Annotated in this window: 8 protein-coding genes; 7 read left to right on the forward strand and 1 reads right to left on the reverse strand. The window is 66.4% G+C overall.

The features are described 5' to 3' along the window. The first annotated feature begins 37 nt into the window (after positions 1-37). From treS to treY, 6 genes are read left to right on the forward strand one after another with little or no spacing between them, the layout of a single operon-like run. Positions 38-3,385 (forward strand): maltose alpha-D-glucosyltransferase, encoded by a 3,348-nt coding sequence (gene treS / locus CEY05_RS04500; protein WP_088596146.1) that lies wholly within the window; start codon positions 38-40, stop codon positions 3,383-3,385. A 17-nt stretch (positions 3,386-3,402) separates the two neighbouring features. After that, positions 3,403-5,643: a 1,4-alpha-glucan branching protein GlgB gene (gene glgB, locus CEY05_RS04505; protein ID WP_088596147.1), complete on the forward strand. Its 2,241-nt coding sequence runs from the start codon at positions 3,403-3,405 to the stop codon at positions 5,641-5,643. A gap of 6 nt (positions 5,644-5,649) precedes the next feature. Next, positions 5,650-7,761 carry a glycogen debranching protein GlgX gene (gene glgX, locus CEY05_RS04510; RefSeq protein ID WP_088596148.1) on the forward strand — a complete coding sequence of 704 codons (2,112 nt, stop codon included), beginning with the start codon at positions 5,650-5,652 and terminating at the stop codon, positions 7,759-7,761. After that, a complete protein-coding gene (gene treZ, locus CEY05_RS04515) occupies positions 7,758-9,554 on the forward strand; it encodes a malto-oligosyltrehalose trehalohydrolase (protein WP_088596149.1) in 1,797 nt (598 codons plus the stop codon). The genes glgX and treZ overlap by 4 nt, the downstream gene beginning before the upstream one ends. A 22-nt stretch (positions 9,555-9,576) precedes the next feature. Further along, positions 9,577-11,733 carry a 4-alpha-glucanotransferase gene (malQ, locus tag CEY05_RS04520; RefSeq protein WP_088596150.1) on the forward strand — a complete coding sequence of 719 codons (2,157 nt, stop codon included), beginning with the start codon at positions 9,577-9,579 and terminating at the stop codon, positions 11,731-11,733. Next, a complete protein-coding gene (treY, locus tag CEY05_RS04525; RefSeq protein ID WP_369825879.1) occupies positions 11,730-14,609 on the forward strand; it encodes a malto-oligosyltrehalose synthase in 2,880 nt (959 codons plus the stop codon). Before malQ ends, treY begins: the two co-directional genes overlap by 4 nt. A gap of 303 nt (positions 14,610-14,912) precedes the next feature. Here treY and CEY05_RS04530 read toward each other — a convergent pair whose 3' ends face one another. After that, positions 14,913-15,833 (reverse strand): SDR family NAD(P)-dependent oxidoreductase, encoded by a 921-nt coding sequence (locus tag CEY05_RS04530; protein ID WP_088596151.1) that lies wholly within the window; start codon positions 15,831-15,833, stop codon positions 14,913-14,915. Positions 15,834-16,040: 207 nt separating this feature from the next. Between CEY05_RS04530 and CEY05_RS04535 the strand changes: the two genes are divergently transcribed. Next, a complete protein-coding gene (locus CEY05_RS04535) occupies positions 16,041-16,982 on the forward strand; it encodes an AraC family transcriptional regulator (protein WP_233161347.1) in 942 nt (313 codons plus the stop codon). Positions 16,983-16,995: the final 13 nt, after the last annotated feature.

The raw sequence follows: 16,995 nt of genomic DNA on the forward strand, positions 1-16,995 counted from the left end.
CGCCACCCGGACGGCAAACCAATAAAAGGATATCGGCATGTCAGATAACCACGTCAACAGCCCCAATCGCGACGATCCCCTCTGGTACAAGGACGCCGTCATTTATCAGTTGCACGTCAAATCCTTCTTCGATGGCAATAACGACGGCGTCGGCGACTTTGCCGGCCTCATCGAGAAGCTGGATTACATTGCGTCGCTGGGCGTGAATACCATCTGGCTGCTGCCTTTCTATCCTTCGCCGCGCCGCGACGACGGCTATGACATCGCCGAGTATCGCGGCGTGCATCCCGACTACGGCACCCTGGCCGACGCGCGCAAGTTCATCAAGGCGGCGCATGCGCGCGGCCTGCGCGTGATCACGGAATTGGTGGTGAATCACACGTCGGACCAGCATCCCTGGTTCCAGCGCGCCCGTGCGGCCAAGCCGGGCTCGGCCGCGCGCAACTATTACGTCTGGTCCGACAACGACCAGGCCTATGCGGGCACCCGCATCATCTTTCTTGATACCGAAAAGTCGAACTGGACCTGGGACCCGGTGGCGGGGGCCTACTTCTGGCATCGTTTCTACTCGCACCAGCCCGATTTGAATTTCGACAATCCGCAGGTGCTCAAGGAAGTCATCAGCGTCATGCGCTACTGGCTGGACATGGGCGTCGACGGCCTGCGCCTGGACGCCGTGCCCTACCTGGTGGAACGCGAAGGCACCAACAACGAAAACCTGCCGGAGACCCATGCGGTCCTGAAGAAGATCCGCGCCGAGCTGGACGCCGAATATCCCGGCCGCATGCTGCTGGCCGAAGCCAATCAATGGCCCGAGGATGCCCAGGAGTATTTCGGCCAGGGCGACGAATGCCATATGTCCTTCAACTTCCCGCTGATGCCGCGCATGTACATGGCCATCGCGCGGGAAGACCGCTTCCCCATCACCGACATCATGCGGCAGACGCCGGACATCCCGGACATCTGCCAGTGGGCCATCTTCCTGCGCAACCACGATGAACTGACGCTGGAGATGGTCACCAGCAACGAACGCGACTACCTGTGGGACACGTATGCGGCCGATCGCCGCGCGCGCATCAACCTGGGGATCCGCCGTCGCCTGGCGCCGCTGATGGAACGCGATCGCCGCCGTATCGAGTTGATGAACAGCCTGCTACTGTCGATGCCCGGCACCCCCGTGATCTATTACGGCGACGAACTGGGCATGGGCGACAACATCCACCTGGGCGATCGCGACGGCGTGCGTACCCCCATGCAATGGTCGCCCGACCGTAATGGCGGATTCTCGCGCGCCGATCCGGAACGCCTGCCCCTGCCTTCGCTGATGGGCCCCTTGTACGGCTACGAAGCCGTCAACGTGGAAGCGCAGCAGCGCGATCCCCATTCGCTGCTCAACTGGTCGCGCCGCATGCTGGCCACGCGCGCCAAGACGCAGGCCTTCGGCCGCGGCACGCTGCGTTTCCTGTTCCCCGGCAACCGCAACATCCTGGCGTATCTGCGCGAACACGAAGACACCACCATCCTGTGCGTGGCCAACCTGTCGCGGGCCTCGCAACCGGTGGAACTGGACCTGTCCTCCCTGAAAGGCCGCGTGCCGGTGGAATTGCTGGGCGGCACGCCCTTCCCCGCCATCGGCGACCTGACCTATCTGCTCACCCTGCCTCCTTATGGCTTCTACTGGTTCGATCTGAGCGCCAGCGCCTCGCCGCCCGAGTGGCACGCGACCCACCCCGAACGCATGCCGGAGTACTACACCCTGGTGCTGCGCGGCCGCACCGGCTACGAGCTGACCGAAGGCGCCGTGCGCTCGCTGCGCCAGGACGTACTTCCCATGTACCTGTCGCGCCAGCGCTGGTATCCAAAGGACCGCAAGGTGCAGATGGCCCAGGCGGCCTATGCGGCCCAGATCAAGGGCGCCGACCACGAATGCTTCATCACCGAGATCCAGGTGGATTTCGAAGGCAAGCCGGCGCGCTTCCTCTTGCCGGTGGCATTGATCTGGGGCGAGACCATGCCCCCCATGCCCCAGCAGTATGCGCTGGCGCGCGTGCGCCGCGGCGCGGAAATGGGCTTCGTCACCGATGCCTACACGCTGCCCTCCTTCGTCAAGGCCCTGGTGCAAGGCCTGCGCGATCGCCTCAAGCTGCCGGTGCCGCAAGCGCATCCGCCCGCGGTGCTGAATTTCCGCGGCGAACCGCTGCTGGACAAGATCGAGCTGGCGCCCGATGCCGAGGTCAAGTACTTCACCGGCGAGCAGTCCAACAGTTCGGTGACACTGGGCGGCATCATGATGCTCAAGCTGCTGCGCCACATCGTTCCCGGCATCCATCCGGAAGCCGAGATGACACGCCGGCTGACCGAAGTCGGCTATGCCAACGGCGCGCCGCTGCTGGGTGAAATCCAGCGCGTCGACGAAGACGGCACGCCGCACACGCTGGCCTTGATGCACCAGATGATCACCAACCAGGGCGACGCCTGGACCTGGACGCTGAACTACCTGAAACGCGTGCTGGAAGCAGCCGCGCTGACCGCGGAAAGCGCCGAGGACTACGACGAAGACCTGCGCGGGTATATCAACTTCGCCCACATCATGGGCAAGCGCCTGGGTGAACTGCATGCGGCCTTGTCGCTGCCCACCGAGGATCCCGCCTTCGCGCCCCATCGGGCGACGCGCAAGGACGCCGAGCAGCGCGCCAAGGACGTCATTGCCATGCTGGACCAGGGGCTGGAAACGCTCAAGGCCAATCTGAGCCGCCTGGACGCCGGCAATGTCGAACGGGCCACGTGGCTGACCGAGCACCGCAATGCCCTGGTGAACGTGGTACAGGCCCTGGCCGCCAACGAAGAAGGCACCCTGCACATCCGCATCCATGGCGACTTCCACCTGGGCCAGGTACTGGCGGCGCAAGGCGATGCCTACCTGATCGATTTCGAAGGCGAACCCGCCCGCTCGCTGGAAGAACGGCGCGCCAAGACCAGTGCCTCGCGCGACGTCGCCGGCCTGCTGCGCTCCTTCGACTATGCGGCCGCCACGCTGGCGGATGGCGCCGGCAAGAACGCCCCCGAAGAGACCAGCGGCGATCCGCACAACGCCGAGCACCAATTGCAGGCGCGGCGTCTGGGCTTGATCGAGCGCTTCCGCGCCACCGCCGGCGAAGCCTTCCTGGCGGGCTACCGCGAAGTGGCGCACGTTACCGAGCATCCCTGGATGGCGCCTGAAGTGGAGCAACCGCTGATAGATCTGGCCCTGATCGAAAAAGCAGCCTACGAAGTCCGCTACGAGGCCTCGCACCGTCCGGACTGGGTGGGCATCCCGCTTGCCGGACTGGCTGGCCTGGCTACCCGCCTGCTGTCGCGAGACAGCGCCGCCACACCCAACTCTTGATTCAGGAAAATGCTTTCATGACTTCCGGCTCTCAGTTCTCCCCCGGCGCAACCCCCACCGACCCGCCCGTCGACCACGGCGCGCACGACGCGCTGGACGATCTGCTGGCCGGCCGCCATCCCGATCCTTTCCATGTACTAGGCCCCCACGCCGACGGCTCACGCAGCTGGGTGCGCGTGCTGGTGCCCGATGCTGAACAGGTCACGCTGCTGCTCGGCGACAAGAACCAGGAATTTCCGCTCACGCCCGCCCGGCACGGCATGTTCTCCGGCCTCGTCGACGGCCTGGCGCCAGGCCAGCCATCCGCTTATCGGCTGCGCATCCAGTGGCCCACCGGTGAGCAGATCACGGAAGATCCCTATGCCTTCGGCGCCCTGCTGGGCGACCTGGACCTGCACCTGATCTCCGAAGGGCGCCATGAAGACCTGGCGGAATGCCTGGGATCGCACGTCATGGAAGTCGACGGCATTCAGGGTGTGCGCTTTGCCGTCTGGGCGCCCAATGCACGCCGCGTGTCGGTGGTGGGCGATTTCAATTCCTGGGACGGCCGCCGCCATGCCATGCGCCTGCGGCATAGCGCCGGCGTGTGGGAAATCTTCGTCCCGCGCCTGGCAGCGGGGGCACGCTACAAATACGAAGTGGTGGGCGCCGAAGGCAATCTGTTGCCGCTGAAGGCAGATCCCATGGCGCGCCAGACCGAGGCGCCGCCGGCAACAGCGTCAATCGTGCCCGACCCCGCGCCCTTCACCTGGACCGATGACGCATGGATGGCGCAACGGGGCGCACGCCAGGCCCAGGATGCACCGATCTCCGTCTACGAGGTGCATGCGGGCTCCTGGCTGCCTCGCGATGGGAAGGACGACGGCGAATGCATCTGGCGCCAGCTGGCCACGCGCCTGGTGCCCTATGCCCGCGACCTGGGCTACACCCACCTGGAACTGATGCCCATCATGGAGCATCCCTTCGGCGGCTCCTGGGGCTACCAGCCGCTGGGTGTGTTCGCGCCCACCGCGCGCTACGGCACGCCCCACGACTTCGCCGCGTTCATCGACGCCTGCCACGCCGCCAACCTGGCCGTCATCCTGGACTGGGTGCCGGCCCACTTCCCCACCGACACGCATGGCCTGGCCCACTTCGACGGCACCGCGCTGTACGAATACCAGGATCCGCGCGAAGGCTTCCACCCCGACTGGAACACGCTGATCTATAACCTGGGCCGCACCGAAGTACGCAACTTCATGGTGGCCAGCGCGCTGGAATGGGTGCGCCGCTATCACATCGACGGCCTGCGCGTGGATGCCGTGGCTTCCATGCTGTACCGCGACTACAGCCGCAAGGCCGGCGAATGGATACCCAACCGCCACGGCGGCCGGGAAAACCTGGAAGCGGTGGAATTCCTGCGCGACATGAACGCCACCGTGCATCGCCTGTGCCCTGGCGCCATCACCGTGGCGGAGGAATCCACCGCCTGGCCGGGGGTTTCGTCCCCTATCGAAAACGGCGGCCTGGGCTTTTCCTACAAGTGGAATATGGGCTGGATGCACGACACCCTGCGTTATATGGAGACCGACCCCATCCATCGGCGCTACCACCACAACGACATGACCTTCGGCATGGTCTACGCGTATTCGGAACGCTTCATCCTGCCGCTGTCGCATGACGAGGTGGTGCACGGCAAGGGCTCGCTGCTGAACAAGATGCCCGGTGACCGTTGGCAGCGCCACGCCAACCTGCGCGCCTACTACGGCTTCATGTGGAGCCATCCCGGCAAGAAGCTGCTGTTCATGGGCGGCGAAATCGCCCAGGAACGCGAGTGGAACCATGATGCGTCGCTGGATTGGGGCTCGCTGGACGACGGCCTGCATCGCGGCGTGCAAAAGCTGATGCGCGACCTCAATTACGTCTATGCCGACGTGCCCGCCCTGCACCGACATGACCACGATCCCAGCGGTTTCGAATGGGTCATCGGCGACGACACCGGCAACAGCGTGATCGCCTTCCTGCGCCGCGACGGCGACGCCCTGGTGCTGGCCGTCAGCAATTTCACCCCGGTGCCGCGCGAAGACTATCGCATCGGCGTGCCGCGCGCCGGCTTCTGGCGTGAACGCATCAACACCGACGCCGCCGACTACGGCGGATCGGGGATGGGCAACGGCGGTGGCCGCAATACGGACGGCATCGCCGCCCACGGCCAGCAGCAGTCGCTGGCGCTTACCCTGCCTCCCCTTGCCACGGTGATCTTGCAACTCGAAGGATAACGGTACATGTCCGGTGTGCTTCCCGACCGGCTCGCGCCCGGCCATCCCTACCCGCTGGGTGCCACCAGCGACGGCCTGGGCGTGAATTTCGCCGTGTTTTCAGCCAACGCCAGCCGCATCGACCTGTGCATCTTCGACGAACGGGGCCGCAAGGAACTGCAGCGCATGCCCCTGCCCGAATGCACCGATGAAATCTGGCATGGATACCTGCCGGATGCCGCGCCGGGTCTGGTCTACGGCTTTCGCGCCCACGGCCCCTACGACCCCAGGAACGGGCATCGCTTCAATCCCCACAAGCTGCTGCTGGACCCTTATGCCGCCGAGCTGACCGGCCCGCCGCGCTGGTCCGACGTGCTGTTCGGCTATCGCGTGGGCGGCGCGCGCGGCGACCTGACCATGGACCGACGCGACAGCGCCCCCGCCATGCCCAAGGCGGTGGTCACCGACAGCGCTTTCCATTGGGGCGAGCGGCGCCGGCCACCCACGGTCTGGGAACATACGGTCATCTACGAGGCGCATGTACGCGGCGTCTCCATGCAGCGTGACGACGTGCGCACCCATCTGCGCGGCACGGTGGCGGCGCTGGCCAATCCGCGCTTCATCGAGCACCTGCACAAGATCGGCGTGACGGCCCTGGAACTGCTGCCCGTGCACGCTTTCCTGCAGGACAAGTTCCTGGTGGAAAAACAGCTGGGCAACTATTGGGGCTACAGCACGCTGTCGTATTTCGCGCCGGAGCCAGCCTATCTGCGCAATGGCGGTCCCAATGACCTGCGCATGGCGATACGGCGCCTGCAGGCCGCCGGCATCGAAGTCATCCTGGACGTGGTCTACAACCACACCTGTGAAGGCGATGAGACCGGTCCGACCCTGTCCTGGCGCGGCCTGGATAACGCCAGCTACTACCGTTTGATACCCGGCGACGAACGCCATTACATCAACGATACCGGCTGCGGCAACACGGTGAACCTGTCGCATCCGCGCGTGCTGCAGATGGTCATGGACTCGCTGCGCCATTGGGCCGAAGCCTATCGCGTGGATGGCTTCCGCTTCGACCTGGGCACCACGCTGGGCCGCGAGGGCCACGGTTTCGATCCGGGGGCGGGATTCTTCGACGCCATCCTGCAGGATCCCAAGCTGTCACGCCTGAAGCTGATCTCCGAACCCTGGGACATCGGGCCCGACGGTTACCAACTGGGACGCCAGCCGCCCGGTTTCGCCGAATGGAACGACAAATTCCGTGACACTACACGCCGCTTCTGGCGCGGCGACGCCGGCCAACGCCCTGAAATGGCGGAACGCCTGGCCGGTTCCAGCGACCTGTTCGACCGGCGCCACCGCCGGCCCTGGGCTTCCGTGAATTTCGTGGCGTCGCATGACGGCTTCACCACGCGCGATGTGGTGAGCTACGAGCGCAAGTACAACGAAGCCAATCTCGAAGGGAACCGCGACGGCCACGGCGACGACTGCAGCCACAACTGGGGCGTCGAAGGACCGAGCGACGATCCCTACGTCCAAGAGATGCGCGGCCGCGTGCAGCGCTCCCTGCTGGCATCCACCTTCCTGTCCTACGGCACGCCGATGCTGCTGGCCGGCGACGAGTTCGGCAATAGCCAGCTGGGCAACAACAACGCCTATTGCCAGGACAACCCCGTATCCTGGCTGGATTGGCAACAAGCCGCCAGCGCCGATGGCCGCGCGCTCACCGACTTCGTCAGCCGCCTGGCGGCGGCGCGCCGCAACCACCCCAGCCTGCGCGTCAATAATTACCTGAACGGCCGCCGCGAGGTAGCGCCCGACCGCGAGGGCATCGCCTGGTTCGACGTCGACGGCCAGCCCATGACCTACGAAGCCTGGCACGACACCGAAGGCCGTACCCTGGCCGTGCGCCGCATGATCGCAACCGACCAGGGCATGGACATCACCCTGACCCTGCTCAACGGCGGCCACAGCGACGCGGTATTCGTCCTGCCCGACGAGGACACGGCATGGCGCATGCTCCTGGACTCCAGCCGCCCGACGGCGCCTGCCGAGCAGGTACACGGACATCACTTCAATCTGCATGCGCATGGCATCGCCCTTTTCAGCGGCGTACCGCGCTCCAAGGAGCATTCATGAATCCCCCGGTTCCCGCGGTTTCCTTCAGCTACGGCGCGGTGCGCCAGCCTGACGGCAAGACCCGCTTTCGCCTGTGGGCGCCGAATGCGCGCAATGGCGTCAGCCTGGAAATCGCCGGCAGCCAGCCCATCGGCATGCGTGCCGTCGCTGACGGCTTCTACGAAATCGACCAGCAATGCGCACCGGGCACCCGCTATCGCTACCGCGTCGGCCCCGACCTGGCCGTGCCCGATCCGGCTTCGCGCCTGCAGGCCAACGATGTGCACGACGACAGCGTTGTGGTCGAACCCGGGAGCACCTATGCCTGGCGTTATCCCGACTGGCGCGGGCGGCCCTGGCGCGAGACCGTACTCTATGAACTGCATCCCGGCCTGGCGGGGGGCTATGCCGGCATCGAAGCCCGCCTGCCGGAACTCGCGGCGCTGGGCATCACGGCGGTCGAGCTGATGCCCATTGCCGATTTCCCCGGCCAGCGCAATTGGGGCTATGACGGCGTGCTGCCCTACGCGCCCGACCGCGCCTACGGCGAACCGGACGATCTGCGACGCCTGATCGACACGGCCCACGGCCTGGGCATGACGGTGTTCCTGGACGTGGTCTACAACCACTTCGGCCCAGACGGCAATTACCTGAACGCCTACGCCGCGGACTTTTTCCGCGAAGACGTGCAGACCCCCTGGGGCGCGGCCATCGATTTCCGCCGGCCGCAGGTGCGCCAGTACTATGCCGAGAACGCGCTGTACTGGCTGACCGAATATCGCTTCGACGGCCTGCGCCTGGACGCCGTGCATGCCATCAACGATGTCGGCTGGCTGGAGGAAATGGCGGCTTTCGTGCGGGCACGTATCGACCCGGATCGCCACGTCCACCTGGTGCTGGAAAACGATGACAACCAGGTGCATCCCCTGCAGCATGGCTACGAGGCGCAGTGGAACGACGACGCCCACCACGTGCTGCATCATCTGCTGACCGGTGAAAGCGAAGGCTATTACGAGGACTATATCGAGCAGCCGGCGCAAGGACTGGCGCGCGCCCTGACCGAAGGCTTCGTTTACCAGGGCCAGCCTTCGCGCCACCGGGGGGGCGAAAAGCGCGGTGAGCGCAGCCATCTGCTGCCCCCCACCGCTTTCGTGCTGTTCCTGCAGAACCACGACCAGACCGGCAACCGCGCACTGGGCGACCGCCTGGCGCCGCTGTTGCGCGATGCGCGGGTGATGAAAGCCGCTGTCGCCCTGCAACTGCTGACGCCGCAGATCCCGCTGATCTTCATGGGCGAGGAGCGCGGCGTGGAGACGCCCTTCCTCTATTTCACCGACCACGCCAACGTCGAACTGGCACAGGCGGTGCGCGATGGCCGGCGCAAGGAATTCCAGCGTTTCCGCGCCTTCGCCAATCCCGCCACGCGCGAACGTATCCCGGATCCCAACGACCCGGCCACGTACACCCAGTCCAATCCCTACGAAGCCAAGGTCGACGACGCCGTCCTGGCGACCTATACCGAACTGCTGGCGCTGCGCCGACGCGCCATCGTCCCCTACCTGGACGATGCCCGCGCGATCGGCTCGCACGTGCTGGGCATGCGCGGCGTAGTGGCGCAGTGGCGCCTGGGCAATGGCGCGATTCTTTCGCTCTATACCAACCTGGGCAATGTCGACCTGCGCCCGGACTGGCTCCAAGTCGATCTGCTGGACCAGACCGTGCTGTACGAAAGTGAAGCCGGCGCGGGCGCCGCGCTGTATGAAGGCCTGTTGTGGCATAGCTGCACCATTGCCCTGCTGCAGACTCCCGCATGACGATGGACAGAAAGGAATTCGCATGACTACCTCTGGCATCGATGGTTCGGGCTCGGCTTCAGCCGACCTGGCCGCGCTGGCGTCGCAAGCCGCCATCGCGGTGGATTGGGTGGACGCGCGCGGCCAGCCGCAACGCGTGGCCGATGACGTGCTGCGCACCATACTCGGCGCATTGGGACTGCCGGCGGCCGATGCCGCGCAGATCCGCGACAGCGCCGCCCGCCTCCATGAAGAATCCCGGGCAGATCCTGGCCTGTTGATCGTCGACGCCGGCGCGCCGATCGAATTCGACGCACGGCCGGATACCGCCTACCTGCTGCTGGGCGACGACGGCGAGCAACGTACGGTCGCGGCGCACGATAGCGGCGATGGCCGCACCCGCCTGCCCGCCATCGACACCCCCGGGTACTACGTCCTGGAAACCGATAACTGGCGCCGCAACGTGGCCGTGGTGCCGCCGCGCAGTCCCAGCGTGGCGGAACTGTTGGAAACCGGAGACGGACGGGGAGACCCGCGCGCCTGGGGGGTTTCCGCGCAGCTGTACAGCCTGCGCCGCGACCACGGCGGCGATGCCGCGCAGGCGGCAGGCATCGGTGACTTCACCTCCCTGGCGCATCTGGCCGGCGCGGCCGGCCAGCGGGGCGCGTCGGCCCTGGCCATCAGTCCGGTTCATGCGATGTTCGCCGCCGATCCCGGACGCTACAGTCCCTACGGCCCTTCCAGCCGCCTGTTTCTCAACAGCAATTACATCGATCCGTCCGCGGTACTGGGCGCCGCCGCGCTGGGCAAGGCGCTGAGCGGCCTGGGCCTGGGTGACGAGGCCTTGCGCCTGGACGGCCTGCCCCTGATCGACTGGCCCGGCGTGGCGCGTCTGCGCCTGAAGCTGCTGCGCCGCATGTACGACGATTTCCGCGACGACGCCCATAGCCAGCTGCAGGACGACTTCACCCGCTTCCGCATCGCCGGCGGTGAAGCCCTGGAAAGCCACGCCCGTTTCGAAGCCCTGCACGCGCGCCACCTGCCGCCGCTGGGCGCCGCCACCGACTGGCGCCACTGGCCGGCCGACCTGCGCGATCCCGCCGGGGCCGGCGTGCGCGCCTATGCCCATGCGCACGACCGCGATATCGCTTTCCACATCTTCCTGCAGTGGCTGGCCGCGCAAGGCCTGGCCGGCGCCCAACAGGCGGCACGCGCGGCCGGCATGGGCATCGGCCTGATCGGCGACCTGGCGGTGGGCACCGATCCTGGCGGCAGCCATGCCTGGAGCCGCCAGGCCGATATCCTGGAAGGCCTGTCACCCGGCGCCCCGCCGGACATCTACAACCCCCAGGGCCAGGGCTGGGGCCTGACGGCCTTTTCGCCACGGGCCCTGCATCTGACCGGCTATGCCGCCTTCATCGAGATGCTGCGCGCCGCCCTGGCCCATACGGGCGGCCTGCGCATCGACCATGTGCTGGGCCTGGCCCGCATGTGGCTGGTGCCGCAGGGCGCGTCGCCCCGCGACGGCGCCTACCTGCGCTATCCGCTCGACGATATGTTGCGCCTGGTGGCGCTGGAAGCCTGGCGCCACCGCGCGCTGATCATCGGCGAGAACCTGGGCACCGTACCCGAGGGCTTCAATCACCGCATCGAACAGGCCGGCATGCTGGGCATGGACGTGCTCTGGTTCCAGCGCGACGGCTGGGCCGGCAATCCCGCGCCCTTCCAGCAGCCGCGTTATTGGCCGGGCGCCGCCATCGCCACCACCACCACGCACGACCTGCCCACCATCGTCGGCTGGTGGCGCGGCACGGAGGTGGGTTGGCGCGACCGCCTGCAACTGCTCGGCCTCGATGAAACCCACGAATCCCTGCTGCAGGAACGTGAACGCGACCGGGGCGCGCTGTGGCATGCGTTGCGCGAGGCCGGCTGCATCGGCCACGACCAGCCGGAGGCGCCGCCCGCCGATGCGCCTGTCGAAGCCGTGCTGCGCTTCGTCGCCAGCGCCCCCGTGCCCCTGATGCTGGTCCCGCTGGAGGATCTGCTGGCCCTGGAGGAGCAACCCAACCTGCCGGGCACCATAGACACTCACCCCAATTGGCGCCGCCGCCTGGACATGGACGCGGCGCGGTTCTTCGATGATCCCGCCGTGGCGGCACGGGTGGATGCCATCGAAGCTGGACGCCGGGGGCACCTATGAACACACGCCATCCCGCAATGGAAGAAACGGGCCGGGGCGGCGCGGCTGAGCGTTCGGCGGAGCCCCCGGCTGCCGCCGGCACCGACGCTGCCACCGCCACTGCCGCCACCGCAACCGCCAATACGACCAACACTGCTGCCACCGACATCGACAACATGCCCCAAGAAGCATCCAACGCGTCGGTCATGCCGGCCCCCGCGAACACGGGCACGCCCCGCGCCACCGTGCGCCTGCAATTCCACGAAGGCTATACCCTGGACGACGCGGTCGACCAGGTGCCGTATTTCGCCCGCCTGGGCATCAGCCATATCTACGCTTCCCCCCTGACCCGCGCGCGGCGGGGTTCCACCCACGGCTATGACGTGGTCGACCACGCCCAGGTCAATCCGGAACTGGGCGGCGTCGCAGCGCTGCGGCGCCTGGCAAAGGCCCTGCGGGCGCACGGCATGGGGCTGATCCTCGACATCGTTCCCAACCACATGGCCACCAGCCCGGACAATCCGTGGTGGTGGAGCGTACTGCGCGACGGCCGTGCCAGCCCACATGCCACCTGGTTCGACATCGAATGGGAGCCCGCCGACACGGGGCTGCATGGCAAGGTGCTGGCGCCGTTCCTGGGCAAGCCTTATGGCGAGGCGCTGCGCGACGGCGACATCCGGCTGCGGCTGGGTGACGCTGGCTGGTACATCGACGCGCACGGCGCGCCCTATCCGCTTGCGGACGGCACCCTGGACACCAGCCTGCCCGATCCGGCTCATGCCTACGACACCAACACGTCCACCGGGCGCGAGCGCCTGCACGAGTTGCTTGAACTGCAGGCCTATCGCCTGGCCTGGTGGCGCAGCGCCGCCGATGAAATCAACTGGCGCCGTTTCTTTGAAATCACCGACCTGATCGGCGTGCGCGTGGAGCAGCCCGAGGTCTTCGATGCCGTGCACGGCATGGTGCTGGATTTCTACGAAGAAGGCCTCATCGACGGCCTGCGAGTCGACCACGTCGACGGCTTGAGCGATCCGCTCGCCTACTGCGCGCGCCTGCAGGCCGAGCTGCTCGCGCGGTCGCCGCGGCGGCCGGGGGCATTGGCCGGCCAGGCGCCCTACCTGGTGATCGAGAAGATCCTTGCCAGCGACGAGATACTCGATGAGCGGTGGAAGGTGGACGGCACCACCGGCTACGACTTCATGGACCAGGTGGGTGCCGTCCTGCACGATGCCAGCGGCGTGGGCCCCATCACGGACCTGTGGGAAACGCTGGCGCGCGACACGCGCTCTTTCGCCGAAATCGCCGACGAGGCGCGCGAGCTGATGCTGTTGCGGCATTTTCCCGCCGAGCGCTATGCGGCGGCGCGCGCGCTGCATCAGGTCGCCACGCTGAACCCCATGACCCGCGACTGGGGCCAGGCCGCCATCCTGCGCGTGCTGTGGCAGTTGCTGCGCAGTTTTCCCGTGTATCGCACGTACGCCAATGCCGAAGGGCGGCATGCGCTGGACCAGGTGCGTTTCGACGCGGCCGCCGCCGCGGCGCATGCGCACTTCCGCAGCGATCGGGACGGCGACGATGGTCCGTTGCTCGAACTCATGGGCGACTGGCTGGGGGGAGAGCCCTTGCGTGGACTGCCGGCCGACCAGCAGGCCGCGCGTGCGCTGGCCACGCGCCGTTTCCAGCAGCTGACGCCGCCCTTGACCGCCAAGTCCCTGGAGGACACGGCGTTCTACCGTTATGGCCGCCTGCTGTCGCGCAACGAAGTGGGCGCCGATCCGGGTGAGTTCCATCTGGCGGTGGAGGCTTTCCATCGACGCTGTTCGGCGCGCGCGCGCCGGTTGCCGCGTGCGATGCTGACCACCGCGACGCACGATCACAAGCGGGGCGAGGACACGCGCGCGCGCATCATGGCATTGAGCGAAGTGCCGACGGAATGGAGCCGTTTCGCGCTTGACTGGATGCATGCGCATGCGCCCGCCACCTATAACGGCAACGGGCAATTGGCGCCGCATCCGGCCGATCTGTATATGCTGCTGCAGACGCTGATCGGGGCCTGGCCGCTGGATCTGCGCGCCGACGATGGCGCCGGTTTGAAGGCGTATGCCGAACGCGTGGGGGCGTGGCAGTTGAAGGCCTTGCGCGAGGCCAAGGTGCGCACCAGCTGGGTGGTGCCCGACGAGACCTATGAACGCGCTTGCGCGGAGGCGTTGAACGCTTTGATGCAGCCCGGCGCGGCTGACGATATTGCCGCGTTTGCCCATCGCATTGCCGCCGCCGGGGCGGTCAACAGCCTGGCCCAGACGCTGTTGCGGCTGACCGTGCCGGGCGTGCCCGATCTGTACCAGGGCACGGAGTTCTGGGACTTCAGCCTGGTCGATCCGGACAACCGCCGTCCCGTCGACTATGCCGCGCGTGCCGCGGCGCTGGATGCGAAGGATGCGCGGGACGTCGACGGCCTGCTGGCCGATTGGCGCAGCGGGCGCGTCAAGCAGGCTGTCGTGCATGGTGCGCTGGCTGCGCGGCGTGCGGCGCCGGACTTGTATGCACAGGGCAGTTATGTGCCTTTGCCTGTGCTGGGTTCGCGTGGCGATCACATCATTGCATTCGTGCGCAGCCTGGGGGACCAGCGGGTGTTTGTGCTGGCGCCGCGGTTGGTGGGGACGCATTTGCGTGTCGACGATGGCGATGTGGCCGGCGCGGATGGCGGCTTGTGCCTGCCGCGCATCGATCCCGCGTTTTGGGAATCGACGGCGGTGGTACTGCCGCATCGCTATGCGGGTGCTACCCTGCGCGACGCCCTCAGCGGCCGCGAACGCCGCGTCGGGGCGGACAGCATCCTGCCTTTGGCAGAGGCTTTGGCGGATTTCCCGGTGGCCCTATTGCCGGCGGATTGATCGCTGCCGCAGGGAGAAAAGTAAAAAGGGAATTTCTAAAGAAATTCCCTTTTTTATACTGGGAATGCTCCCGCATCGCTCCCGGCCGCGCCGCGGCCACGGGCCTTGCGACTAGCAAGAAATCAAAGGGGTATTTCCAAAGAAATTCCTTTTTTTATACTCGGAATGCTCCCCATTGCTCCCGGCCGCGCCGCGGCCACGGGCCTTGCGACCGGCAAGAAATCCAAGGGGAATTTCTAAAGAAATTCCCCTTTTCTTATTCTTGAAGGGGTACCGGATTGCTCCCGGCCCCACCACGATGGGTCATTTTCCTTCCGGGAAATCCGTGGCGTCGGAGGCGCCGCGCCAGGCGGACATGTCCTTGCGAACGCCAGCGATTTTTCGTTCGGCCAGTTCGTTGGCGATGCGGCCGGCGAACAGATGCAAGGGCGGTTCGGCAACGCCCGCAGCCTGCAACAGCATCAGCGCCAGCTTGTCGGGATCGCCCGCCTGGCGCCCATCCATCGTATTCACATGCATGTCCAGCGAAGCCTGCGCCTGCTTGTAGTCCGCAATGGCGTGCCCTGCCGTCACCATGCTGTCCTTGGTAAGAAACTCCGTACGGAACGGCCCCGGATACACCACGGTCGCCTTGATCCCCAGCTCCGCCACTTCGGCAGCCAACGTTTCAGTCACCCCGGCCAGGGCAAACTTCCCTGCGGTATAGCTACCCCAACCGGCATAGCCCCCGTCAAACCCGGCAATGGACGCAATGTTGAAGATATGCCCGCCTCGCTGCCGCCGCAGATGCGGCAACACGTGACGCAGCACGTGCATGGGCGCGAAGACGTTGACGTCGAAGTTGCGGCGCAATTCGGCATCGCTCAAGGCTTCGATGGCCCCTTGCTGTCCATAGCCCGCGTTATTCACCACTACGTCGATACGGCCGAAACGGGCGATGGTCTGCTCGATGGCCGCCTGCACCGCCTGTTCGGAGACCGGATCCATCTCCAGGGCCAGGACGCGCTCCCCGCCCTCGGCCAGGGCACTTTGCAGGCCCGCCAGCTTGCGCGACGTCGCCGCGACGATATGCCCTTGCGCCAGGACCTGGCGCGCCAATGCCAGCCCCAGGCCGCGCGCGGCCCCCGTGATGAACCAGACCTTGGCCGCGGCGGCCGGTTGCGTCGGACGCGCGGTCTTCGCCGCCTGGGTCGGTTGCGTCGTATGCGTTGTAGGGATATTCATGGATGACTCCTGATGTCGGTCCACGCTGGCCGCACAGGGAACATCCCTGCCGCCGCCGTGAACTCCAGGTAGTCATGCTAGGAAAAGCACGCCCTTGCGCATAGACGAGATCCTCTAGCATCATTGCCTATTCCTATTCAGGACACCTCTTTCACATGATGAAAGTGGCAAAATCATTGCTCGATTCACTCGCCTCCGCACCAAAGCATGTCGAACCCTGCCCCTTCCGCCCAAGCACGAATGGCGGCGCTGATCGACCATCTGGCGCCGACCGAGGGCTACACCCGCTCGCTGCTGGACGGCGTGCGTTTCATGCGCGCCAATCAATCCCTGGGCCGCACGCCAGTCCTCTATGAACCCATGATCGTGATCGTCTGCCAGGGCCGCAAGCGCGGTTACCTGGCCGACCGCGTCTATCAGTACGACGCCCAGCACTACCTGGTGCTGTCGGTCCCCCTGCCCTTTTCCACCGAGACCGAGGCTACCCCCGAAGAACCGTTGCTGGCGATCTCCGTGAGGCTGGACATGACCGCCGTCGCCGATCTGGTCATGGCCCTGGACAGCCCGTCGGTCCCGACGCCCGCCACCCCCTTGGGCATCGTCTCCACGCCGCTTGACGCCACCCTGGCCGACACCACCGTCCGCCTGCTACAGGCGCTATCCTCGCCGACCGAAGCCCGCATACTGGGACCGGGCATCGTACGAGAGCTTTGCTATCGCGTCCTGATCGGTGAACAAGGCGGCGCCATCCGCGCCGCGCTGGCCAGCCAAGGTCATTTCGGCCGCATCGCGCGCGCCTTGAAGCGCATCCACGATGACTACGAACAGGCGCTCGACGTCGGCACGCTGGCGCGCGAGGCAGGCCTTAGCGTGCCCACTTTCCACGCGCATTTCAAAGCGGTGGCCAGTACGTCACCGATCCAATACATCAAGTCCGTGCGCCTGCACCAGGCCCGCCTGCTGATGATCCGTGACGACCTCACCGCCGCCGCGGCGGGCGCGCGGGTCGGCTACGAAAGCGCCTCGCAGTTCAACCGCGAGTTCAAGCGCCTGTTCGGCCGCAGCCCCGGCGAAGAAACCCGCGCCATGAAATGGGCCTTCGCCCTGCTGCCCGCAACTCAGCTGGAGGGCATCGCCACCACGCATTGAAGGCGTGCAGGCT

This window comes from Achromobacter sp. HZ34 (assembly GCF_002209485.1).
Lineage (GTDB): Bacteria > Pseudomonadota > Gammaproteobacteria > Burkholderiales > Burkholderiaceae_B > Bordetella_C.

Bases quoted from the DNA above. Each gene is read 5' to 3' on its own strand.
- treS (WP_088596146.1), top strand. From the start codon at position 38: ATGTCAGATAACCACGTCAACAGCCCCAATCGCGACGATCCCCTCTGG.
- glgB (WP_088596147.1), top strand. From the start codon at position 3,403: ATGACTTCCGGCTCTCAGTTCTCCCCCGGCGCAACCCCCACCGACCCG.
- glgX (WP_088596148.1), top strand. From the start codon at position 5,650: ATGTCCGGTGTGCTTCCCGACCGGCTCGCGCCCGGCCATCCCTACCCG.
- treZ (WP_088596149.1), top strand. From the start codon at position 7,758: ATGAATCCCCCGGTTCCCGCGGTTTCCTTCAGCTACGGCGCGGTGCGC.
- malQ (WP_088596150.1), top strand. From the start codon at position 9,577: ATGACTACCTCTGGCATCGATGGTTCGGGCTCGGCTTCAGCCGACCTG.
- treY (WP_369825879.1), top strand. From the start codon at position 11,730: ATGAACACACGCCATCCCGCAATGGAAGAAACGGGCCGGGGCGGCGCG.
- CEY05_RS04530 (WP_088596151.1), bottom strand. From the start codon at position 15,833: ATGAATATCCCTACAACGCATACGACGCAACCGACCCAGGCGGCGAAG.
- CEY05_RS04535 (WP_233161347.1), top strand. From the start codon at position 16,041: ATGTCGAACCCTGCCCCTTCCGCCCAAGCACGAATGGCGGCGCTGATC.